This is a genomic window from Acidocella aminolytica 101 = DSM 11237 (assembly GCF_900129125.1).
GTDB lineage: Bacteria > Pseudomonadota > Alphaproteobacteria > Acetobacterales > Acetobacteraceae > Acidocella > Acidocella aminolytica.
In genome coordinates this window covers 1-19899 of record NZ_FQVJ01000034.1, presented here as the reverse complement: position 1 = coordinate 19899, position 19899 = coordinate 1, and the positions used below count along the sequence as shown (strand labels likewise).

General features: G+C 61.8%; 21 protein-coding genes. 10 read left to right on the top strand and 11 right to left on the bottom strand.

The window, feature by feature from the left end:
- Positions 1 to 55: 55 nt before the first annotated feature.
- Both thpR and BUB54_RS15460 read right to left on the bottom strand, forming a co-directional pair.
- Positions 56 to 589, bottom strand: coding sequence for an RNA 2',3'-cyclic phosphodiesterase (thpR, locus tag BUB54_RS15465; protein WP_048878929.1), 534 nt, complete (start codon positions 587 to 589; stop codon positions 56 to 58).
- A gap of 70 nt (positions 590 to 659) precedes the next feature.
- On the bottom strand, positions 660 to 2429 hold the full coding sequence (locus BUB54_RS15460; protein ID WP_048878928.1) for an aminopeptidase P family protein: 1770 nt from the start codon (positions 2427 to 2429) through the stop codon (positions 660 to 662).
- Between the two features lie 175 nt (positions 2430 to 2604).
- Between BUB54_RS15460 and BUB54_RS15455 the strand changes: the two genes are divergently transcribed.
- Complete coding sequence (locus tag BUB54_RS15455; RefSeq protein WP_048878927.1) at positions 2605 to 2835, top strand: DUF1127 domain-containing protein; 231 nt, start codon at positions 2605 to 2607, stop codon at positions 2833 to 2835.
- Between the two features lie 87 nt (positions 2836 to 2922).
- Here BUB54_RS15455 and BUB54_RS15450 read toward each other — a convergent pair whose 3' ends face one another.
- Positions 2923 to 4032 (bottom strand): S-(hydroxymethyl)glutathione dehydrogenase/class III alcohol dehydrogenase, encoded by a 1110-nt coding sequence (locus BUB54_RS15450; protein WP_048878926.1) that lies wholly within the window; start codon positions 4030 to 4032, stop codon positions 2923 to 2925.
- Positions 4029 to 4922 (bottom strand): phosphoserine phosphatase SerB, encoded by an 894-nt coding sequence (gene serB / locus BUB54_RS15445; RefSeq protein ID WP_048878925.1) that lies wholly within the window; start codon positions 4920 to 4922, stop codon positions 4029 to 4031. Before serB ends, BUB54_RS15450 begins: the two co-directional genes overlap by 4 nt.
- Between serB and miaA the strand changes: the two genes are divergently transcribed.
- The 4 genes from miaA (at position 4921) to BUB54_RS15425 (ending at position 9036) form a co-directional block, all read left to right on the top strand.
- Positions 4921 to 5889 carry a tRNA (adenosine(37)-N6)-dimethylallyltransferase MiaA gene (miaA, locus tag BUB54_RS15440; protein ID WP_048878924.1) on the top strand — a complete coding sequence of 323 codons (969 nt, stop codon included), beginning with the start codon at positions 4921 to 4923 and terminating at the stop codon, positions 5887 to 5889. The genes serB and miaA overlap by 2 nt on opposite strands.
- Before the next feature lie 47 nt (positions 5890 to 5936).
- A complete protein-coding gene (locus BUB54_RS15435; protein WP_241869377.1) occupies positions 5937 to 7745 on the top strand; it encodes an acetolactate synthase 3 large subunit in 1809 nt (602 codons plus the stop codon).
- On the top strand, positions 7745 to 8254 hold the full coding sequence (gene ilvN, locus BUB54_RS15430; protein WP_048878923.1) for an acetolactate synthase small subunit: 510 nt from the start codon (positions 7745 to 7747) through the stop codon (positions 8252 to 8254). The genes BUB54_RS15435 and ilvN overlap by 1 nt, the downstream gene beginning before the upstream one ends.
- 161 nt (positions 8255 to 8415) lie before the next feature.
- Positions 8416 to 9036: a Spy/CpxP family protein refolding chaperone gene (locus tag BUB54_RS15425; RefSeq protein WP_048878922.1), complete on the top strand. Its 621-nt coding sequence runs from the start codon at positions 8416 to 8418 to the stop codon at positions 9034 to 9036.
- A gap of 7 nt (positions 9037 to 9043) precedes the next feature.
- On the opposite strand, the gene BUB54_RS15420 is transcribed toward BUB54_RS15425, so the two are convergent.
- Genes BUB54_RS15420 through BUB54_RS15400 form a run of 5 tightly spaced genes read right to left on the bottom strand, consistent with a single transcriptional unit; the run spans position 9044 to position 12385 of the window.
- Positions 9044 to 9760, bottom strand: coding sequence for a lipid-binding SYLF domain-containing protein (locus BUB54_RS15420; RefSeq protein ID WP_048878921.1), 717 nt, complete (start codon positions 9758 to 9760; stop codon positions 9044 to 9046).
- Positions 9757 to 10449 carry a histidine phosphatase family protein gene (locus BUB54_RS15415; RefSeq protein ID WP_048878920.1) on the bottom strand — a complete coding sequence of 231 codons (693 nt, stop codon included), beginning with the start codon at positions 10447 to 10449 and terminating at the stop codon, positions 9757 to 9759. Before BUB54_RS15415 ends, BUB54_RS15420 begins: the two co-directional genes overlap by 4 nt.
- 2 nt (positions 10450 to 10451) lie before the next feature.
- Positions 10452 to 11255, bottom strand: coding sequence for an ABC transporter permease (locus BUB54_RS15410; RefSeq protein ID WP_048878919.1), 804 nt, complete (start codon positions 11253 to 11255; stop codon positions 10452 to 10454).
- Positions 11252 to 11980 (bottom strand): ABC transporter ATP-binding protein, encoded by a 729-nt coding sequence (locus tag BUB54_RS15405; RefSeq protein ID WP_048878918.1) that lies wholly within the window; start codon positions 11978 to 11980, stop codon positions 11252 to 11254. The genes BUB54_RS15410 and BUB54_RS15405 overlap by 4 nt, the downstream gene beginning before the upstream one ends.
- Before the next feature lie 51 nt (positions 11981 to 12031).
- A complete protein-coding gene (locus BUB54_RS15400) occupies positions 12032 to 12385 on the bottom strand; it encodes a carboxymuconolactone decarboxylase family protein (protein ID WP_048878917.1) in 354 nt (117 codons plus the stop codon).
- 125 nt (positions 12386 to 12510) lie between these two features.
- Here BUB54_RS15400 and hemW point away from each other — a divergent pair, with 125 nt between their 5' ends.
- The 4 genes from hemW to BUB54_RS15380 are packed head-to-tail and all read left to right on the top strand — an operon-like array spanning position 12511 to position 17652.
- Positions 12511 to 13659, top strand: a complete 1149-nt coding sequence (hemW, locus tag BUB54_RS15395) for a radical SAM family heme chaperone HemW (RefSeq protein WP_048878949.1) — start codon at positions 12511 to 12513, stop codon at positions 13657 to 13659.
- A 30-nt stretch (positions 13660 to 13689) separates the two neighbouring features.
- Positions 13690 to 15093 (top strand): threonine synthase, encoded by a 1404-nt coding sequence (gene thrC / locus BUB54_RS15390; RefSeq protein WP_048878916.1) that lies wholly within the window; start codon positions 13690 to 13692, stop codon positions 15091 to 15093.
- Positions 15086 to 16351 carry a M16 family metallopeptidase gene (locus tag BUB54_RS15385; protein WP_048878915.1) on the top strand — a complete coding sequence of 422 codons (1266 nt, stop codon included), beginning with the start codon at positions 15086 to 15088 and terminating at the stop codon, positions 16349 to 16351. Before thrC ends, BUB54_RS15385 begins: the two co-directional genes overlap by 8 nt.
- Positions 16348 to 17652, top strand: coding sequence for a TldD/PmbA family protein (locus tag BUB54_RS15380; RefSeq protein ID WP_048878914.1), 1305 nt, complete (start codon positions 16348 to 16350; stop codon positions 17650 to 17652). Before BUB54_RS15385 ends, BUB54_RS15380 begins: the two co-directional genes overlap by 4 nt.
- A gap of 151 nt (positions 17653 to 17803) precedes the next feature.
- Here the strand turns inward: BUB54_RS15380 and BUB54_RS15375 are convergent, their stop codons facing one another.
- Positions 17804 to 18262, bottom strand: a complete 459-nt coding sequence (locus BUB54_RS15375; RefSeq protein WP_048878948.1) for an Lrp/AsnC family transcriptional regulator — start codon at positions 18260 to 18262, stop codon at positions 17804 to 17806.
- A gap of 160 nt (positions 18263 to 18422) precedes the next feature.
- On the opposite strand from BUB54_RS15375, the gene ald reads away from it, so the two are divergent.
- Positions 18423 to 19541: an alanine dehydrogenase gene (gene ald / locus BUB54_RS15370; protein ID WP_073211920.1), complete on the top strand. Its 1119-nt coding sequence runs from the start codon at positions 18423 to 18425 to the stop codon at positions 19539 to 19541.
- Between the two features lie 134 nt (positions 19542 to 19675).
- Here ald and BUB54_RS15365 read toward each other — a convergent pair.
- The coding region (locus tag BUB54_RS15365) for a transposase (RefSeq protein ID WP_175556528.1) at positions 19676 to 19899 on the bottom strand (224 nt) is incomplete at its 5' end.

The following is a 19899-nucleotide window of genomic DNA, read 5'->3' as shown; positions in this document are numbered from 1 at the left end:
CAAGACGATACGATCTTGGAAACAGCAAGTCGAGCCGATTCAGAGGTTGCTTTGCTCAGGCGAGGGCGTATTCAGCCTCCGGCGTGTAAGTTGGCTGGTCCTTCCCCAATAATGAGCTGAACAGCGTGACATTGTCCGCGCGGATGGGCGCGGAGCGGTAGAGATTATTCGCCTGCACAAAGTTGGTGAGGGTCGGGGAGACTGGCATCTCCATCCGCGCCAGCGTGACATGCGGGATAAAGCGCCGCCGCTCAGGCGCCAGCCCCACGCGGTGCAAGGCGGTTTCCACCTTGGCCTGGAGCCGCGCCAGGGCCTCATTCCGCTCAACCCCAGCATAAAGCGTGTTGATCCGCCCGTTTTTCTCGAACCAGCCCAACCCGGAGAGGCTGAAGAAAAAGCCGCGCCCGCGCAGGGCATTCAACGCGTGGTCGATTTCCTCCGCCTGCAGCCTGTTGGCCTCGCCGATAAAGCGCAGGGTGAGGTGGAAATTCTCCTCCGGCACCCAGCGCGCGCCGGGAAGATTGCAGGAGAGTTCGCTGAGTTCTTCCTTGACCTCCCAAGGAAGATCGAGTGCGACGAACAGGCGCATGGCATGCCCTTTCTTCAAAGTTCAGCGACACTGTATGGAAATTTTGCCCGATCGATGAATATCTGGTCAATCATAATATCGGGGCGGTGGCATCCAGCAGCCAGAGGCGGGCTTTATCGGAGAGCTGTGGCGACAAGGCCGTCCGCAGCCGGGCGTGATAGCTGTTCAGCCAGTCCAGCGACGTGCCCGGCAGTAAGGTCGGGTCGATCAGCGCGCGGTCAAACGGCACCAGGGTCAGCGTCTCAAACCGAAGGAAGGGTTTTTTGGCGCCTGCATACGCGGCCTGTTTCACCAGCAGCAGGTTTTCCATGCGGATGCCATAGGCGCCGGGTAGGTAATAGCCCGGTTCGTCCGAGAGGATCATGCCCTCTGCCAGCGGCACCGGCCGGGCGGCTCGGGAAATGCCAACTGGTCCCTCATGTACGGACAAATAAGCCCCGACGCCATGGCCGGTGCCGTGGTCGTAATCTAACCCCGCACGCCATAATTCCTGCCGCGCAAGCACATCGAGATGCGCGCCCGCCACACCTTCGGGGAAGATGGCGCGGGCTAGCGCGATAGTGCCGGCCAGCACACGGGTAACATGCTCTTTAATCTGTGCGGGGGCAGGACCGGGGCCGGTCCAGAGGGTGCGGGTGATGTCAGTGGTGCCGTCCAGATACTGCCCGCCGCTATCGATGAGATAGACCTCATTGGGCAGGATGGGGCGGTTGCTCTCTGGGGTGACGCGGTAATGGATGATCGCGCCATTCTCCCCGGCGCCGGAAATTGCGGGGAAGCTCTCGCCCCTGAACAAATCCTGCCGAGCGCGGCAGGCGAGCAGATGCTCCGCCGCGGAGATTTCAGTTTCGCCGCCCTGGGGCATGGCCTCAGCCGCCCAGGCCAGAAACTCAACCATCGCCACGCCGTCACGCAGATGCGCGGTGCGCGCACCGTTTTGCTCGGTGGTGTTTTTGCAGGCGCGAGGCAGTGCGACAGGATCTGCCCCGTTGGCGATAACGGCCCCGGCCTGCTCCAGCGCGGTTTTGAACCAGACCGGCATGGTGGCGGGGTCGTAGCGCACGGTCTGGCCCGTCAGTGCCGCAATGGCGCCGGGCAGTGCCTCGTGTCCAGTGATGCGTACCTCATCCCCTAGATGCGCGCGCAAGGCCTCGTTTATTTTCTCGGGCGCCATGAAGAGCATGGCCGAGCCGTCCTGGCGCAGCAGCGCATAGCCGAGCGCGAAGGGGCAAAACTCCAGATCCGTGCCGCGAATATTGAACAGCCAGGCGAGGGAGGCGCCATCGCTCAAAATCGCCGCGTCCTGTCCGTCCTTGGCCAGGGCTGCGCCAAGGCGGCGGCGCTTGGCGGCGGCGGGTTCGCCCGAATGGGTTTCTGGGTATGGCAAAGCCGGGTCCAAGGGCGGGGCAGGGCGGTCTGCCCAGATGGCGTCAATCAGATTGGGGGCGACCGGCACCATGTCCACGCCCGTGAAGCGGGCCAGCACATCGGCGCTGATCGTCCAGGGGTCAAAGCCGATCTTGCGCCCCGGTGCCGTATCGCGCAGCCAGTCCTCGGGCTTGTCTTCAATGATATGGTGTCGTTCCCACAGCGTGGCGTCGGTTTGCTGCTCCAACTGTAAGGTATAGCGGCCATCCGAAAATATGGAGGCACGTTCCGCCAGCGCGATGGCAAACCCAGCCGAGCCGGTGAACCCGCTGACCCAGGCCAGGCGTTCCGCGCAGGCCGGGACATATTCACCCAAATATTCGTCTGAGCGCGGAATAATATATCCATTTAACCCATGCGCTTGAAATTGAGCGCGTAAGGCGGCAAGGCGCTTGCTATGTTCTGATGACATGGGGGGTCCTTACGTTATGCGTCAATCGCAGGTCTGACTCGGCGTTCGCACCTGCACAAAAACCCGTCAATCCGCGCTATATACTGTCCCGGGAAGGGCGAGTTCTGGCCCTTATAAATGGAGTGCAGCTGGGTCATATCGAAACGGCCGCTCCCCCGAAAACCGTAGGTGAATCATGTCGACGACTATCCATAATCACAATGTCCTGGGCAAGCTCGGGTCGCTGGTGATGCCGCGTGAAATTCAGGCGGATGAGGCTCAGTCTGGTGGCCTGCGCCGTTGGTTCAAATCTTGGCAGGCCCGCCGTGCCGTGGCCGCCGAACTGTATGCAATGACCGATCGCGATTTGAATGATATTGGCTTGGCTCGCGCTGACATCCCGATGATTGTGCGGACTGTTAAGTAACGCCGCAAAATCGGTGTAAAATAGGCCCCGTTTACGGGGCCTTTTTTTATGAGAAAAAGGCCGCACGCGGCGGTCCTTTGCGGAAACTCAGTACACTACGACTGAGCGGATGCTCTCGCCCTTGCGCATCAACTCGAAGCCTTCATTGATCTGCTCGAAGGGCATCACATGGGTGATCAGGCTGTCGATATCGATCTTGCCCTCCATGTACCAATCCACGATCTTCGGCACGTCCGTCCGTCCGCGCGCGCCGCCGAAGGCAGTGCCCTTCCAGGTCCGGCCTGTCACCAACTGGAACGGGCGGGTGGAAATTTCCTGCCCCGTACCGGCCACGCCGATGATGATCGACGTGCCCCAGCCGCGATGGCAGCATTCCAGCGCTTGACGCATGACATTCACATTGCCGATGCACTCGAAGGAATAATCCGCCCCGCCTTCGGTGAGGTTGACGAGATAGGGGACCAGATCCTCGCCGATCTCACTAGGATTCACAAAATGCGTCATGCCGAATTTCTCGGCCATGGTTTTGCGGCCATTATTCAGATCCACGCCGACAATCTTGTCCGCCCCCGCGATGCGCGCGCCCTGGATCACGTTGAGGCCGATGCCACCGAGGCCGAACACCACCACATTGTCACCCGGCCGCACCTTCGCGGTGTTGAATACGGCGCCGATACCGGTGGTGACACCGCAGCCAATATAGCAGATTTTCTCGAACGGCGCGTCCTCGCGCACCTTGGCCAGGGCAATCTCCGGCAGCACCGTGAAGTTCGCGAAAGTGGAGCAGCCCATATAATGCATTACCGGCGCGCCATCGCAGGAGAAGCGGGAGGTGCCGTCCGGCATCACGCCCTTGCCTTGCGTGGCGCGGATGGAGGTGCAGAGATTGCTCTTTTGCGAGAGGCAGGTTTTGCACTGGCGGCATTCCGGCGTGTAGAGCGGAATTACGTGGTCGCCTTTTTTCAAGGATGTCACGCCAGGGCCGACATCCACCACCACGCCCGCCCCCTCATGGCCGAGAATGGCGGGGAAAATACCTTCCGGGTCCGCGCCGGAGAGCGTGTACTCATCCGTATGGCAGATGCCGGTGGCTTTTACTTCCACCAGCACCTCACCGAATTTCGGTCCCTCAATATCCACTGTTTCCAGAGAAAGCACCTTGCCTGGTGCACGTGCCACAGCCGCCCGTGTCTTCATGCGTCCACTCCTTTGAATGAGGATGCCGGATAACCTTGTGCGAAAAGCAGCGAGGTCAAGTCTGTATGGGTCACGCGGTTGACGACTTCCGCCGCCACCACAGGCTTGGCATGATACGCAATGCCAAGCCCCGCGGCTTTTAACATGGGTAGGTCATTGGCGCCGTCGCCCACGCTCAGCGTGGCGGAGAGCTTCACGCCCCGCTGGGCGGCAAATTCCTCCAGCGAGGCCAGCTTGGTGTGCCTGTCCAGAATCGGCTCGCCGACTTCGCCGGTCAGAGCGGTGCCGTCATCCAGCAGCGTATTGGCGCGGTGGATTGTAAAGCCCAGCTCCTGCGCCACGCGAGCAGTGAAAAAGGTGAACCCGCCGGAGACCAGCGCCGTGGTAGCCCCAAATTCGTTCATGGTTGCCACCAGCGCGCGCGCGCCGGGGGTGTATTGAATTTCTTTCCAGGTGTCTTCCAGCGCCGAGACCTTCAGTCCCTTCAACAGCCTCACACGCTCACGGAGGGCGGCCTGGAAATCCAGCTCGCCATTCATCGCGCGGGCGGTAATGTAGGCGATTTTTTCTTTCAGCCCGGCAAAGGCGGCCAATTCATCCAGCGTTTCGGCGGTGACAATGGTACTGTCCATATCCGCCACCAGCACGGCCTTGCGGCGACCGCGCGGGCGGGTGAGAAAAATATCCACCTCCTTATGGGTCATCACCGCCGCGAGGGCGCAGCGGTCCGGCGCGGTGGGGGACTGGAACTCGGCCGCGTGGCCTTCATCCAGCCAAACGAGGTTGCGACCTTCGGCATAGGCCATGGCGCGGGCAACGTCCTGCGCGGTAAGGGGCCCGGCCTCCTGGCTAGCAACGAGCGTGACGATGTGAGAATGAACGGCTGTCATGGACGCGACCGATAGGGCAGACACAGCTTTTGGGCAACGCACGGCATTGATCATCGCAGGCCCGACGGCCAGCGGTAAGTCCGCGCTCGCCTTGGCCATCGCCAAGCAATTTGGCGGCACCGTCATCAATGCCGATGCCATGCAATGCTACCGCGAATTACGGGTACTCACTGCCAGACCTTCGCCGGAGGATGAAACGCAGGCCCCGCATTGCCTTTATGGCGTGCGGCTGGCGGATGAACCTGCCAATGCCGCCTGGTGGCGCTTAGCCGCGCGTGCGGAGATGGAGTCCGCGCGGTTTCCCATTCTGTGCGGTGGCACGGGCATGTATTTCTCCGCGCTGGTGAACGGCATTGCCGATATTCCCGACCCAGGCGAGGACGCCCGCGCCGAAGCCCGCCGCCTGCTGGCGCAGATTGGCCCCGAGGCATTGCACGCGAAGCTGGACCCTGAAACCGCCGTGAAGCTGAAGCCCGGTGACAGTCAGCGCGTGGCACGCGCCTATGAGGTGCTGTTGGGTACCGGCAAGGGGCTTGCCCATTGGCAGGCCCGGCCGACGGAAAAGCTGGAAGGCTGGCGGCTGAAAATGATCCTGCTCGACCCGCCGCGCCCGGCTTTGCGCGAGGCGATCGAGATCCGTTTCGAGACCATGCTGGACCTGGGCGCGTTGGAGGAAGCGCAGGCCCTGCTGGCCCAGAACCTGCCCCCGTCTTTGCCATTGCTGCGCGCCCACGGGATGCCGGAGCTGGCGGCTTATCTGCGCGGCGAAATCACGTTACAAGAAGCAAAAGCCCGTGCCATTCTGGCGACATCCCAGTACACGAAACGGCAAATGACCTGGTTCCGGCATCAAAAGCTGGTAAGCAAGACAGGCATGCAAATAATTCATTCAAGAATCGCCTCTGATACGAAATTTTCGGAAAGAATTATTGCTGATTTTAGTAATTTTATGAATTCGCCCGGTTGACCTTCTGGTCTCAGCGCTGTACCGGAACATGGATATTTTGGACGTAAATGGCAGGTACAATCATGGACGGCACAATTGCATCACCTGAGCTGATGAATTCCGGGGCGGAAGCGCTGCTCCGGGCTCTCAAGGCGCAGGGCGTGGATGTAATTTTCGGCTATCCCGGCGGCGCCGTATTGCCGATTTACGACGCGATCTTCCAGCAGAACGAGATCAAGCACATCCTCGTCCGGCATGAGCAAGCTGCCGTGCATGCGGCGGAGGGCTATGCCCGCTCCACCGGCAAGGTGGGTTGCGTGCTCGTCACCTCCGGCCCTGGTGCCACCAATGCCGTCACCGGCTTGGTGGACGCGCTGATGGATTCCGTTCCGCTGGTCTGCCTGTGTGGCCAGGTGCCCACGCATCTCATCGGGAACGACGCCTTCCAGGAGGCGGACACCACTGGCATCACCCGCCCGGCGACTAAGCATAATTATCTAGTCAAGAAGTCCGAGGATCTGGTGCGCGTGGTGCATGAGGCCTTCCTCGTCGCACGTTCGGGCCGCCCCGGCCCGGTGCTGATCGACCTGCCGAAGGATATTCTAATCGCCCCGGCCTCTTACCGTGAGCCGAGCCAGACCCAGCACCGCTCTTACCGCCCTCGGACTGAGCCGGACGCGCGCCGGATTGATGAAGCGGTGGCGCTGCTCAAACGCGCTGAACGCCCGGTGATCTATGCCGGTGGTGGCGTGGTGAATGCCGGGCCAGAGGCTTCGCGTTTGCTCACTGAGTTCACGCGCCTCACAGGTTTTCCCATCACTAACACGCTGATGGGGCTGGGCGCTTATCCGGCGTCTGATCCGCTGTTTATCGGCATGTTGGGGATGCACGGCACGTATGAGGCGAATCTCGTCATGCATGGGTGCGACGTGATGCTGAATATTGGCGCGCGGTTCGATGACCGCGTGACCGGGCGGCTCAACGCCTTCTCGCCCAACTCCAAGAAGATCCACGCGGATATCGACCCGTCCAACATCAACAAGACGGTACCGGTGGATGTGCCGATTGTTGGAGATGCGCTGGCAACGCTGAAGGCGCTGATCGCGGCCTGGAAGAAAGACGCTACGCCGGTGAACAAAAACGCCCTGGCGCAATGGTGGGGGCAAATTGATGTGTGGCGGTCGAAGAACTCGCTCGGCTTCCATCAGCCGCGTGACAGAGGCAGCATCATCAAGCCGCAATACGCCATCCAGCAGCTGTATAAAGCCACGCGCGGACGTGAGACCTATATCACCACCGAGGTTGGCCAGCACCAGATGTGGGCGGCCCAGCACTTCAAGTTTGAGAAGCCGAATCACTGGATGACTTCCGGCGGGCTGGGCACCATGGGCTATGGTTTGCCCGCCGCCATGGGCGTGCAGGTGGCGCACCCGGATGCGCTGGTGGTGGATATTGCGGGCGAGGCTAGCATCCTGATGAACATTCAGGAAATGGGCACGCTGGCGCAGTTCCGTCTGCCAGTAAAAGTATTCATTTTGAATAATCAATATATGGGAATGGTGCGCCAGTGGCAGGAACTGCTGCATGGTGGGCGCTATTCCAGCTCCTATTCCGAGGCTTTGCCGGACTTCGTGAAGCTGGCAGAGAGCTTCCATGCCGTGGGGCTGCGTGCCGAGACGGTGGATGATCTCGACCGGGTGATTGCTGAGATGATCGCCGTGGACAAGCCGGTGATCGCGGATATCTGCGTGGATCAGGCGGAAAATGTGTTCCCGATGATCCCCTCCGGTGCCGCGCATAATCAAATGCTGCTGGGGCCCGGTAACCAGGACGGTTCCGGCCCGGCTGTGACCAATGAAGGGATGGCGTTGGTTTAATGTCTGACACGAATTTGCGCTCCGCCACCATTTCGGTGCTGGTGGAGAATGAGTCTGGCGTGCTGGCGCGCGTCATCGGGCTGTTTTCAGGGCGTGGCTATAATATAGACAACCTGACCGTGGCGCCCGTGGAGCGGGATGGCTCCAAGAGCCGCATCACCGTGGTGACCCAGGGCACGCAGATGGTGATCGAGCAGATCAAGGCGCAGCTTGACCGTCTGGTGCCGGTTTACAAGGTGCTGGACCTGTCCGAGGGGCCGCATCTGGCGCGGGAGCTGGCGTTGATCAAAGTGATCGGTACCGGGGAAAAACGAGCCGAGGCGCTGCGCCTGGCGGATGCGTTTCGCGCCCGCGTGATCGACGCGACGACGGAGAGCTTCACCTTCGAACTCACCGGCGCGACCGACAAGCTGGATGCGTTTCTGGACCTGATGCGCCCGATCGGGCTGGCGGAAGTCTCGCGCACTGGTGTGGCGGCCATCGCCCGTGGCGTGAAGACGATTTCCTAATGCAAGGATTCAAAAATTGCCGGTTCCAAAAGGCGGTCTTGTAAAAGGCCGCCTTTTGATTTGAGCGGGATCAATGTTTTTTCATTCTGGCGGGTGTTGTCTGCTGGCAAGCCGGGCGCGCCTGTTGGCGCCTTGCTGAAATAGGATGGAAAGGGGTTCCCATGCACGGAACAGTTTCACGCGTTGGCAGTGTTGCCTTGGTCACGTTGGGGTTTGCCGTGGCGGCTGGTGCCGCGCTGGCGCAAACGCCTGGTATGGCGGGCAACCAGTCTGGTTCTGGATACGGCCCAGGCTACGGCATGATGTACGGCGCAGGCGCTGGCTATGGGTTTGGGCCGGGGATGATAGGAGGCGCACCCGGTTTTGGGCCCGGCATGATGCAGGGCTGGGGCGGCGGGCGTGGTGGCTGGGGACCTGGGGGCATCCAGAACAGGCTGGACGCCGTGAAGGCCGAGTTGAAGATCACTGCCGCCGAAACCGCGGCCTGGAACACTTATGAAGCAGCGATCACCTCAGCCCATAAGGCGTTTTGGAACGGTATGCAGCCGCTCTGGCAATCCGGGGGCAATGGCGCCTGGACGCCCGATCAGCGTTTTCAGCGTATGGACCAGATGGTAGGCCTGATGCGCCAGCGTTACCAGCAGGAGAAGCAGGCTGCGGACGCGCTTGTGTCCCACCTCACCCCCTACCAGCAAGGGCAGGCCCAGGAGATTTTGCCCGGCCTGGCCGGTTGGGGCACAGGTCGGGGATGCGGGGTGCCGTGGGGTGGCCCCGGCGCTTAAACCACGCCTATTGCTGCGCCGGCGCGGGGGGCGGCACCGGTGCGGCGGGTGGTGTGGCCGGAGCGCCGTAACGCGCCAGTGTTTGGCGCAACGGGTTGGCGCCGGGATTATTGCCCATGCCGTCAATCACGATCTGCCGGGCATCAAGCTGCTGGCCGTAATATTGCTGCTCAGCCCCGGCATTGTTGGACAGCACGGTGCCGGAAAGCGAAATGCCGCCATAAAGCCCCTGGCTTTTGGAGAAGCTGATAATATCGGCGTTGATGGCGGTGGACATTGCACCGCTGACTCCCGCCCCCAGCGTGGCGACGGAAATACCCGCATCCGCCCCGATTTTGAACTGCGAATTCAACAACGCGTTCAGTCCGCCATCGGTCATGATAATCATCATCACCTCGGCATTCTGCACGCCGATCTGCAAGCCAAAGCTGCCGCTGCCCATGGAATAAAGGGCCGGGTTGGACCAGCCACCGCTGGCCGTGCGGGCGGAGAGCACGCAGCCCCCACCTTCACCGCCGATGAAAAACCCGGCCTTGAATACGTTGGGACAGATTACCACGGCCTTGGCCTTGCGCAGAAACTCCTGCGCCTGGGTGCCCTGGGCGCCGCCCATCATATCCTCCAGCGCGAGGGTGGAGCTGTCCACCAGATGCTGTGGGTTGCCCGCCAGGGCCGGTGCGGCAGAGACGGCGGTGAAGGCAGCCGCGAGCAGCAGGCGCTTCATGAGAGAACTCCTTGTTTCATGGTCTTATCCTCACGCTTTTGGGCAGGTGGGGCTGCTCCGCCCGGCGAACAAGCCGTGGTGGAGGAATGTTCATTCACGGAAAAGACCCGCCAGCCGCGCTCGGTCACGGAGAGGCGGGTAAGGGAGACGTTGTCGATTTGCAGGCACAGCGCCTGATGCGGACTCAGGCCCATCGCGTAAGCGCATGCGGCGCGGATGGCCCCACCATGGCTGACGATAATGGTGTGTTTGCTCTCAGCGGTTTCCAGTAGCCCTTCCAGCCCCGCGCCGACCCGTCCGATGAGATCCTCGAAGCTTTCCCCGCCTGGCGGTGTTTCAGCGGCGTGGATCGGCCAGAACGGGTGCCGCTCTTCATGCGGGCGGGCATCGAACTCCGAGATGGGCACGCCCTGCCAATCCCCAAAATTCTGCTCAATGAACGCGGGGTCGATCAGTTTCCCGGTCGCTGGGTAGCCAGCGCGCATCAACGCATCGGCGGTCAGCTGGGTACGCGAGAGCGGGGTGCAGACCAGACGCGCCGGGCGCGGCAGCCGCGCGGCCAGGGCGGCATAATGCGAGGTCTGTGCTTCCATGGTGTCCGTGCAGACAGGCACGTCGTCTGTTCCATACAGATAGACGAGGCTATCCCGGTGAACCAAGGCATGGCGGATGAGCCAGAAATGATGCATGCTCATTCTCCGATTGAGATTAAGGCACCGCGCACGCGCGCGCGGCGGAATTCAAGGCCGAATATACTGACCGCAGCTAGCGTCCAGAGTATGTTCAGCCCGGTGGCCCAGGCAAATTGGTGCCAGTCTGTCTGCCCGTGCAGCAGCAGGGCGCGCAAACCCTCGAACACATGCGCGGCGGGCAAGGCCTGCGCCACCGGCTGTAGCCAGTACGGCAAAGAGGAGAGGGGGTAGAACACGCAGGCCACGGGGGTGATGCCAAAGGCGATGGTCCAGGCCAGTGCCTCCGCCCCGGCGCCATATCGGAACAGCAGCGCCACGATGGCAAGCGCCACCCACCAGCCCATCACGAGCAGGTTGACGAAGAACAGCACCATTACCGGGCCGGGCGCAAAGACGTCATAATGATAAAGCAGGAAAGCGATAATTGTGGCGGGAAGCAGGCCGATGATTGTCCGGATCAGGGAGACGCTCAACAACGCGCCCACAAGCTCTGCCGGGCGCAGCGGGCTGACAAAGAGATGGCCGAGATTACGCGACCAGATTTCCTCCAGAAAGCTGAACGCCACGCCGATCTGCGCGCGTAGCACAATCTCCCACAGCAGCACGCCCGCCACCAGGGCCACCCCGGCCAGAATCGGCGAGCCGCCATGCAGATCCCGGCTAAAGAAATTGGCGGTAAAGCCCCAGATCAGCAGTTCCAGGGTCGGCCAATACGCAATTTCCACCAGCCGTGGCCAGGAGCGCCGATACATGCACAGATGCCGGTACACCAGCCCCCAAATGCGTTGCGGCGTGCCGTTCATATCGCCTCGCTCCGGGCGATATGCAGAAATACCTCTTCCATATCTTCTCGCCCGTAACGGGTAATGAGATCCTCCGGCGCGCCATGGTCCGCCACGCGGCCTTGCTTCATCATCAGGACATGGTCGCACAGCCGCTCCACCTCCGCCATGTTGTGCGAGGCAAGCAGGATGGAGGCGCCGGTAGCCACCCGGTAATCTTCCAGCGCGGTACGGACATAATCGCCCGTATCCGGGTCCAGGCTGGCGGTAGGCTCGTCCAGCAGCAGCAGGTCCGGCTGGTTGAGCAGGGATTTGGCCAGGGCCACGCGGGTTTTCTGCCCTGCGGACAGGTCACCTGCCGGGCGGGTCAGCAATTCCGTTAGCCGAAACTGTTCCGCCAATTGGCCGATCCGCGTTTTCAGCTTCGGCACGTTATAGAGATGCCCATACACCTCCAGATTTTCCCGCACGGTAAGGCGGCCTGGCAAGGAGATGTAAGGTGAGGAAAAATTCATCCGCGCCAGGGCGGCGAAGCGGTTTTTCGCCATGTCGTGCCCCAGCACCGTAATTCGGCCGGAGGTTGGCACCAGCAGCCCTAGCAGCATGGAAATGGTGGTGGTCTTGCCCGCGCCATTGCCACCCAGTAGGCCCAAAATTTGCCCGCGCTCCAGCGTAAAGGACAAATTATCCACCGCTAACGCCTTGGGATAGCGCTTAACGAGATTTTCAACGCGGATGGCTTCCATGCTTCCCGGATAAGCGGGCGCCGCGACTTTGCCAACCGCATCGGATGAGGGTTATGCCTCTTGCGTGGCTTTCAGCTGATCGAACGCGTCCAGCGCCTGCGCGGCATACATCACGGAAGGCCCGGCGCCCATGTAAATCGCCATGCCCATTGTCTCCAACACTTCATCCCGGCTGGCACCGGTCTTGGCGGCGGCCTCGGCGTGGTAAGCGATGCAAGGCTGGCAACGCACCGCCACGCCGATGGCGAGCGCGATCAGCTCTTTGGTTTTCTGGTCCAGGGCCGTACCGCCATGCGCCCCTTGCGCCAGGGCGGAAAAGCCCTTCATTGTTTCTGGCGCCCCCTGACGAAGAGATTTCATCCCGCCATTCATGTCGTTAATGAGTTGGACCCAATCCTGAATCATGCGTCGCTTCCTGGTGTGATAGAGGTCCGGCATAGCAGCCCTGGCGGGTGGCGCTTTGATCTTTCTCATGGATTTGACCGGTCATGGACTCGCACCGCGCGGCCCATGGAGCTATGTCCTGCCGCATGGATTCACTGGCGCTCTATTTTCACTGGCCGTTCTGCCTGGCCAAATGCCCTTATTGCGACTTCAACTCCCATGTGCGCGAAATCTTGCCCCAGGCCGCCATGCTTGCCGCGCTGAAAACGGAGCTGGCGTTTGAGGCCGCGCGACTGGGTACGCGGCGTGTTGAGTCCATCTTTTTCGGTGGCGGTACGCCGAGCCTCATGGACCCGGCGAGCGTCGCGGCCTTGATTGAGGAAGCAGGGCGGCTGTTCATTCTGGCCCCGGATGCCGAGATTACGCTGGAAGCCAACCCCACCAGCATTGAGGCCGCCAAATTCGCCGCCTACCGCGCGGCGGGAGTCAATCGCATGTCCATCGGCGTGCAGAGTTTTGACCCGGAGGCCCTGCGCTTTCTGGGTCGCCAGCACAGCGCGGATCAGGCCATTGCCGCCATTGAACTGGGGGCGAGGACTTTTCCGCGCATCACGTTCGACCTGATCTATGCCCGCCCCGGCCAGACCCAGCCGGCTTGGCGGGCGGAACTGCGCCGGGCGTTGGACCTGGCGGCGGACCATCTCTCACTCTACCAACTCACCATCGAGGACGGCACCAAATTCGCCACCCTCCATGCCCGCGGGGAATTCGTGCTGCCGGATGAGAACGAGGCCGAGGCGCTGTACGACATCACGGCGGAGGAAGCTGCGCGCTACGGGTTGCAGCGTTATGAGATCTCCAACTACGCCAAGCCGGGCGGGGAGAGCCGCCATAACCTCACTTACTGGCGCTATGGTGACTATGTGGGCATCGGCCCGGGCGCGCATGGCCGGCTGTCGCTGGGGGGGCAGCTTCTCGCCACCACCCGCCACCGCGCCCCTGAAGCCTGGATGGAGCGCGTGACCGCTCGCGGCCATGGCACCACGCTGGAGGAGGCGATTCCAGCCGAGGACCGTGCCCGCGAGGCGCTGATCATGGGCTTACGGCTCCGGGAGGGCATTTCCGCCGCCCGCTTCGCCGCCCGCACTGGCATTGCGCTAAAAGACGCGCTGGAGCCTGATATTCTGGCGGAATGTCAGGCCGAGGGCTATCTGACCTTCGCGGATGACCGGCTTGCTGCCACCGTGCAAGGGACCAAAAGGCTGGACGCATTGCTGCCCGCCCTCGCCCGATAGTATAGCCCTACGCGGAATAAGGGATTTTCGATGCGCTATGTTTCGACGCGGGGCCAAGCCCCAGAGATGGATTTCGCCGGCGTGCTGCTGGCTGGCCTTGCCGCCGATGGCGGGCTTTATATGCCGCAAAGCTGGCCGCGCTTTTCCGCCGGTGAGTTGAAGGCTCTGCGTGGCTTGCCTTATCCTGAACTGGCGGCCAAGATCATCGCCCCCTTCGCGGCGGGTAGCATTGAGTATATCGACCTTCTGGCCATGTGCCGCCGCGCCTACGCGAACTTCGCCCATAAGGCGATTGTGCCGCTGGTCCAGGTGGACACCAACCTCTACTCCCTGGAGTTATTTCACGGCCCCACGCTCGCCTTCAAGGATATGGCGCTGCAACTGGTCGGCCATCTGTTCGAGCATGTGCTGGCCCGGCGCGGTGAGAAGGTGCGGATTGTCGGCGCCACTTCCGGTGATACCGGCTCAGCCGCGATCGAGGCCGTGGCCAACCGCAAGAATATCGACATCACCATCCTCCACCCCGAGGGCAAAACCTCCGAGGTGCAGCGCCGCCAGATGACCACGGTCAAGGCGGATAACGTGCTGAACATCGCGGTGGCGGGCAATTTTGACGATTGCCAGGACCTCGTGAAGGCGATGTTCGCGGATGAGCCGTTCCGGGCGGAAATGAACCTCTCCGCCGTGAACTCCATCAACTTCGCCCGCATCGCCGGGCAGATCCCCTATTACGTCTATGCCGCGCTGAATCTTGGCGCACCGGAGCGTGAGGTGGCGGTGGCGGTACCCACCGGCAATTTCGGCAATATCCTCGCGGCCTGGGCGGCGAAGCAGATGGGGCTGCCGATCGCCAAATTCATCGTGGCAAGCAACCGTAACGACATTCTGACCCGCTTCCTCGACGCCAACGACATGAGCGTGAAAACCGTGGAGCCAAGCCTCTCGCCATCCATGGATATCGGCGTCAGCTCGAATTTCGAGCGTCTGCTGTTTGAGTTCCAGGGCTGTGACGCGGCGTTGACCGCCAAAACGATGGCGGATTTTCGCAACTCCGGCAAAATGGCGGTGGAGGCCCCGGTCTGGCAGGCCATCGGCCACCAGTTTAAGGGCTATCGGCTGGATGATGCGGCAACGCTGAAGGAAATCGCGCGCTTTTACGCGGAAAGCCAATATCTAGCGGACCCGCACAGCGTTATCGGCCTTGCGGCCGGGCGGGACTGCGCGCCGGTGGGCCTGCCGGTGATCGCCGCCGCCACCGCGCATCCGGCCAAGTTCCCTGATGTCATTGAAAAAGCGGTGGGCAGCCGCCCACCCTTACCGCCGCATCTTTCCGACCTATATGACAGGAAAGAGATTTTCACCCGCGCCCCGGCCGACCTGCACGCGGTCGAAACATTGGTGTGGAATTTTGCGAACAGGAACCAGAATGCCTGAACAGGTATCCATTACCACACTGCCCTCCGGCCTCACCGTCCTGACAGAGCGCATGGAGCGTGTGGAGACCGTGTCTTTCGGCGCCTATGTCGGGGCGGGCACCCGCCACGAAACCGCCGCTGAAAACGGCGTGGCGCATTTTCTTGAGCACATGGCCTTCAAGGGCACGGCGTGTCGCTCAGCGGCGGATATTGCCGAAGCGATCGAGAATGTCGGCGGCCATATCAATGCTTATACCTCCCGCGAGCAGACGGCGTATTACGTCAAGCTGCTGAAGGAGGATTTGGCCCTGGGTATCGATATCATCGGCGACATCCTCTGCCACTCCACTTTCGAGCCGGAGGAGCTGGAGCGCGAGCGCGGCGTGATTTTGCAGGAAATCGGCCAGGCGAACGACACGCCGGACGATATCGTGTTCGACCATTTTCAGTCCGCCGCCTATCCGGCGCAGCCGATGGGCCGCCCGGTGCTGGGCACGGAGCAGATTATCCGCAACATGAAGCGCGAGGCGCTGCCAGGCTTTATGAGCCAGCATTACACGCCGGACAACATGGTTCTCGCCGCGTCTGGCAATCTGCATCACGAGCAGGTGGTGGAGTTGGCGCAGAAGCATTTTGCCGACTTGCCCCGCGCGCAGCGTAACAGTCCCATGCCGTCCGACTATATGGGCGGTGAGTACCGGGAGCTGCGGGATCTGGACCAAGCGCATATCGTGCTGGGCTTTGACGCCCCGGCCTATGGCGAGGCGGCTTACTACCCCGCCATGCTGCTCTCTACCTTGCTGGGCGGGGGCATGTCCTCGCGGCTATTCCAGGAAATCCGCGAGAAGCGCGGGTTGGTTTATTCCATCTACAGCTTCACCGCCCCGGCGCAGGATGGCGGGCTGTTCGGCATTTATGCGGGTACCGGCGAGTCCGAGGCGGCGGAGCTGATTCCAGTTACACTGGAGGAGCTGGAGAAAGTGCAGCGTGAGGTGAGCGAGGCCGAGCTGAACCGTGCCCGCGCGCAGTTGAAGGCCGGGCTGCTGATGAGCCTGGAATCCACCGGCAGCCGGTGCGAGCAGCTGGCCCGCCAATGGCAGGTGTTCGGCCGGATCATCCCCGTGGAAGAAACCGTGGGGAAGATTAATGCCGTCACGGTGGATGATATCCGTGCATCCGCCGCCAGCATCTTCCGCCGTAAGCCGACCTTGGCGACCATCGGCCCGGTGGCGCAGGTGCCGAAATTCTCCGCCATCATCGACAGGCTGGCCGCATGAGCGCGCTGAGCGACGCCGCAGCCGCCCTGCTGGAGGCCGCGAAGCAGGCAGGGGCCGAAGTGGCCGAAGTTGGGCTGTATGAGGGCACCTCCGTCGGCATCCAGCGCCGCTTGCGCAAGATTGAGGAAACCGAACGCGCCGAGACCACCGAGCTTGGCCTGCGCGTGTTTCTGGGCCGCTGCTCGGCCAGCGTCTCCGCCAGCTCCATCGACCATGGCGCCTTTCAGCGCATGGCCGAGCAGGCGGTGGCGATGGCCAAAGTGGTACCGGAGGACCCGTACGCGGAAATCCCCTTCGCCCCGCCCGCGCTTGATGCCGCGTTTCTGGAGCTGGACGACCCGGTTGAGCCCAGCGCGGACCTGCTAATTGAACGCGCCACGGCGGCGGAGGAAGCCGCGCTTGCCGTGCCTGGCATCACCAATTCAGAGGGTGCGTCGGCATCCTGGTCGCGCTCCATCTCCGTGCTGGCTACTAGCCGGGGGTTTCTGGGGGAATATGCGCGTTCCTTCCATAGCGTGTCTGTCACCGCCATCGCGGGGGCGGGTACGGATATGCAGCGCGATTACGATTTCGACTCCGTAATCCATGCCGAGGATCTGGGCGACCCCGCACAGCTTGGCCGCAACGCTGCCGCCCGCGCGCTGGCCCGCCTCAACCCCAGGCGACCGGTCACGGCCCGGCTGCCAGTGCTGTTCGACCCACGCGTAGCGGGCTCCATTCTGGGGAATCTAGCCAGCGCCATCTCCGGCGCCTCCATCGCGCGCGGTACGTCTTTTTTGAAAGACGCGCTGGGCGAGCAGATCTTCGCGTCAGGCATCAACATCGTGGACGACCCGTTGCGCGTGCGCGGCCGCCGCTCTCGCCCCTTCGACCGTGAAGGACAAAGCGTGCGGCGGATGAACTTCATTGATGACGGCAATCTGACTGACTGGGTCCTGGACACGCGCGCTGCCAACCAGCTCGGCCTCAAAACCAACGGCCATGCCGGGGGGGTGAGCAATTTCTACATGGAGCCGGGCAAAATGACCCCCGAGCAGCTCATGGCTGACATTGCCGAAGGGCTGTATGTGACCGAGATGATGGGCTCCAGCATCAACGGTCTCACCGGCGATTATTCGCGCGGGGCGGCGGGGTTCATGATCCGCAATGGCCAGATCGCCGAGCCGGTGGCGGAATTCACCATCGCTGGAAACCTCAAGGATATGTTCCTGAACCTCACTCCTGCGAGTGACCTTGAGTTCAAGCGCGGCACAGATGCGCCAACCTTACGGATTGAGGGGATGACTTTGGCGGGCGCTTGAAGCCCCCCCTCCGGTCGCGGATGGCGAACCACCATGGTCCGCCATCCGGCAGCCTGTCCTGGAGGTGGTAGCCATGGCCCATGCTGCGTTGAGCACATACGTGCCTCGTCGTAAAAACGGTTTTAAAATTTTCTGACTTTTCGCTTACCCGTTACAGGGGCAATTCTGTTGTGCGTTTGACCGTGCGCAGCGTGAGGGTTGATTGCACGCGCCTGATTCCAGGCAGGCGGGTCAGCACCTCTGAATGTAGCCGCTCCAGATCCTCTGCCCCGTTATAAACCACGCGCAGCAGATAATCGGCCTGCCCTGCGAGCAGGTAACATTCCTGCACCTGGGCAATGAGCTTCACGCGTGCCTCGAATGCATCGAGTTGCTTGCGGTCCTGCCCCTCCAGCGTGATAAATACATAGGCGGTGCCGGGGAAACCGGCGGCCTTCTGGTCCAGCACCAGATGCGTTCCTGCTACCAGATTGCCCTGCAGCAGCAAATGCAGCCGCCGCAGGCAGGCGGATGGAGACAGGTTCACCTTCTCCGCCAGATCGGCATTGGTCAGCCGTCCGTCCTGCTGCAGGGCGTTGAGGATTTTACGGTCTGTGTCATCCAGAGTCATGGCTAGAATTTTATTCGAATAATTTTCTGATTCAACGAATTTCTGGTCGAAGTTTTCAGCTGGATACACGTAAATACGAGGAAAATGGTTCAGAAAGCACTATAATGTTCGAATATTATTCGGCTGGGGCGGGCCTGGCCTGATACGGGAGTGAGGTAAGATGCGTATTGGTGTGCCCAAGGAAATCAAGGATCATGAAGACCGCGTTGGCATGGTGCCCGGCGCCGTGCATGAGTTGGTCAGCAAAGGCCATGAAGTACTCGTGCAGCATGATGCTGGTAAGAATATCGGCCTGACGAACGAGGATTATGTTGCCGCTGGTGCCAAGATCGTCCCGGATGCGGACGCGGTCTGGGGTCAGGCGGAGATGATCGTGAAGGTGAAGGAGCCGCTGGCCGTGGAGCGCAAGAAGCTGCGGGCAGACCAACTCCTGTTCACCTATCTGCATCTTGCACCGGACCCGGCTCAGGCGCAGGACCTCATCGCCTCTGGCGCGACCTGCATTGCTTATGAGACCGTGACCAGCCCGGCTGGCACCCTGCCGCTGCTGCAGCCAATGTCCGAAGTCGCGGGCCGCATGTCCGTGCAGGTGGGCGCGCAGTATCTTGAGAACGCCTATGGCGGCCCCGGTATGCTGCTGGGCGGCGTGGCGGGCGTGGCGCCGGCCAATGTGGTGATTCTCGGCGGCGGCGTCTCTGGCACCAATGCGACGCTGATGGCCGTTGGTCTGGGTGCGGACGTGACCGTGGTGGACCGTTCACCGGACGTGCTGCGCCGGATTATCGCCACCTTCGGCACCCGCGTGAAAACCGCCTATTCCACCAAGGATGCGGTGGGCAAGCTGGTGGCGCAGGCTGATCTGGTGATCGGCACCGTGCTGATCCCCGGCGCAGCGGCGCCCAAGCTGGTCACCCGGCCGATGCTCAAGACCATGCGTCCCGGCTCCGTGATCGTGGACGTGGCGATCGATCAGGGTGGCTGCACGGAAACCTCCAAGGCGACCACCCATTCCGAACCCACCTATGTGGTGGACGGCGTGACGCATTACTGCGTCGCCAACATGCCGGGCGGCGTGGCACGCACCTCCACCTTCGCCCTCAATAATGCCACCCTGCCTTATATTGTGGCGTTGGCGGATAAGGGCTGGAAGCAGGCTCTGGCTGACGACAAGCATCTGCGCGACGGCTTGAACGTGCAGGGCGGGGCCATCACCCACCCGGCCGTGGCGGCGGCTCTTGGCCTGAACCTCAAGACCGTGGAGCAGGCGCTCGCCGCCTGAGCCAAATGCGTTAAAGGCAAGGCCGCCCTGTAGGGCGGCCTTCAGACTGCTGACAAACCCCGTCATTTTTGGCGGGGTTTTGTTTTATTTATTGTTTGGCTTGTAATTGTTCTGTTTGTGAGGGGGTTTCCCTCTCAGGCCGGGCTTGGCGTTGGTGCTTTGGTGAGTGCCATGGCGATTTTTTTGATATTTTGTGCGGTGGCGGCGAGCAGGCATTGGCAGGTGACGCCGGTTAAGCCTCGGAAGCGTGCGTAGCGGTGTCCGAGGAGTTGGTTGGCATCGGCGAAGGACCGCTCGACCGTCTCTTTTCGTCGTTTATAGATGGCCTTGCCCCATGAGGTGAGGCGGTTGGCGTCGG

Coding starts and splice junctions, on each gene's coding strand:
- thpR (WP_048878929.1), bottom strand. CDS start 589: ATGCGCCTGTTCGTCGCACTCGATCTTCCTTGGGAGGTCAAGGAAGAA.
- BUB54_RS15460 (WP_048878928.1), bottom strand. CDS start 2,429: ATGTCATCAGAACATAGCAAGCGCCTTGCCGCCTTACGCGCTCAATTT.
- BUB54_RS15455 (WP_048878927.1), top strand. CDS start 2,605: ATGTCGACGACTATCCATAATCACAATGTCCTGGGCAAGCTCGGGTCG.
- BUB54_RS15450 (WP_048878926.1), bottom strand. CDS start 4,032: ATGAAGACACGGGCGGCTGTGGCACGTGCACCAGGCAAGGTGCTTTCT.
- miaA (WP_048878924.1), top strand. CDS start 4,921: ATGGACGCGACCGATAGGGCAGACACAGCTTTTGGGCAACGCACGGCA.
- serB (WP_048878925.1), bottom strand. CDS start 4,922: ATGACAGCCGTTCATTCTCACATCGTCACGCTCGTTGCTAGCCAGGAG.
- BUB54_RS15435 (WP_241869377.1), top strand. CDS start 5,937: ATGGCAGGTACAATCATGGACGGCACAATTGCATCACCTGAGCTGATG.
- ilvN (WP_048878923.1), top strand. CDS start 7,745: ATGTCTGACACGAATTTGCGCTCCGCCACCATTTCGGTGCTGGTGGAG.
- BUB54_RS15425 (WP_048878922.1), top strand. CDS start 8,416: ATGCACGGAACAGTTTCACGCGTTGGCAGTGTTGCCTTGGTCACGTTG.
- BUB54_RS15420 (WP_048878921.1), bottom strand. CDS start 9,760: ATGAAGCGCCTGCTGCTCGCGGCTGCCTTCACCGCCGTCTCTGCCGCA.
- BUB54_RS15415 (WP_048878920.1), bottom strand. CDS start 10,449: ATGCATCATTTCTGGCTCATCCGCCATGCCTTGGTTCACCGGGATAGC.
- BUB54_RS15410 (WP_048878919.1), bottom strand. CDS start 11,255: ATGAACGGCACGCCGCAACGCATTTGGGGGCTGGTGTACCGGCATCTG.
- BUB54_RS15405 (WP_048878918.1), bottom strand. CDS start 11,980: ATGGAAGCCATCCGCGTTGAAAATCTCGTTAAGCGCTATCCCAAGGCG.
- BUB54_RS15400 (WP_048878917.1), bottom strand. CDS start 12,385: ATGATTCAGGATTGGGTCCAACTCATTAACGACATGAATGGCGGGATG.
- hemW (WP_048878949.1), top strand. CDS start 12,511: ATGGATTCACTGGCGCTCTATTTTCACTGGCCGTTCTGCCTGGCCAAA.
- thrC (WP_048878916.1), top strand. CDS start 13,690: ATGCGCTATGTTTCGACGCGGGGCCAAGCCCCAGAGATGGATTTCGCC.
- BUB54_RS15385 (WP_048878915.1), top strand. CDS start 15,086: ATGCCTGAACAGGTATCCATTACCACACTGCCCTCCGGCCTCACCGTC.
- BUB54_RS15380 (WP_048878914.1), top strand. CDS start 16,348: ATGAGCGCGCTGAGCGACGCCGCAGCCGCCCTGCTGGAGGCCGCGAAG.
- BUB54_RS15375 (WP_048878948.1), bottom strand. CDS start 18,262: ATGACTCTGGATGACACAGACCGTAAAATCCTCAACGCCCTGCAGCAG.
- ald (WP_073211920.1), top strand. CDS start 18,423: ATGCGTATTGGTGTGCCCAAGGAAATCAAGGATCATGAAGACCGCGTT.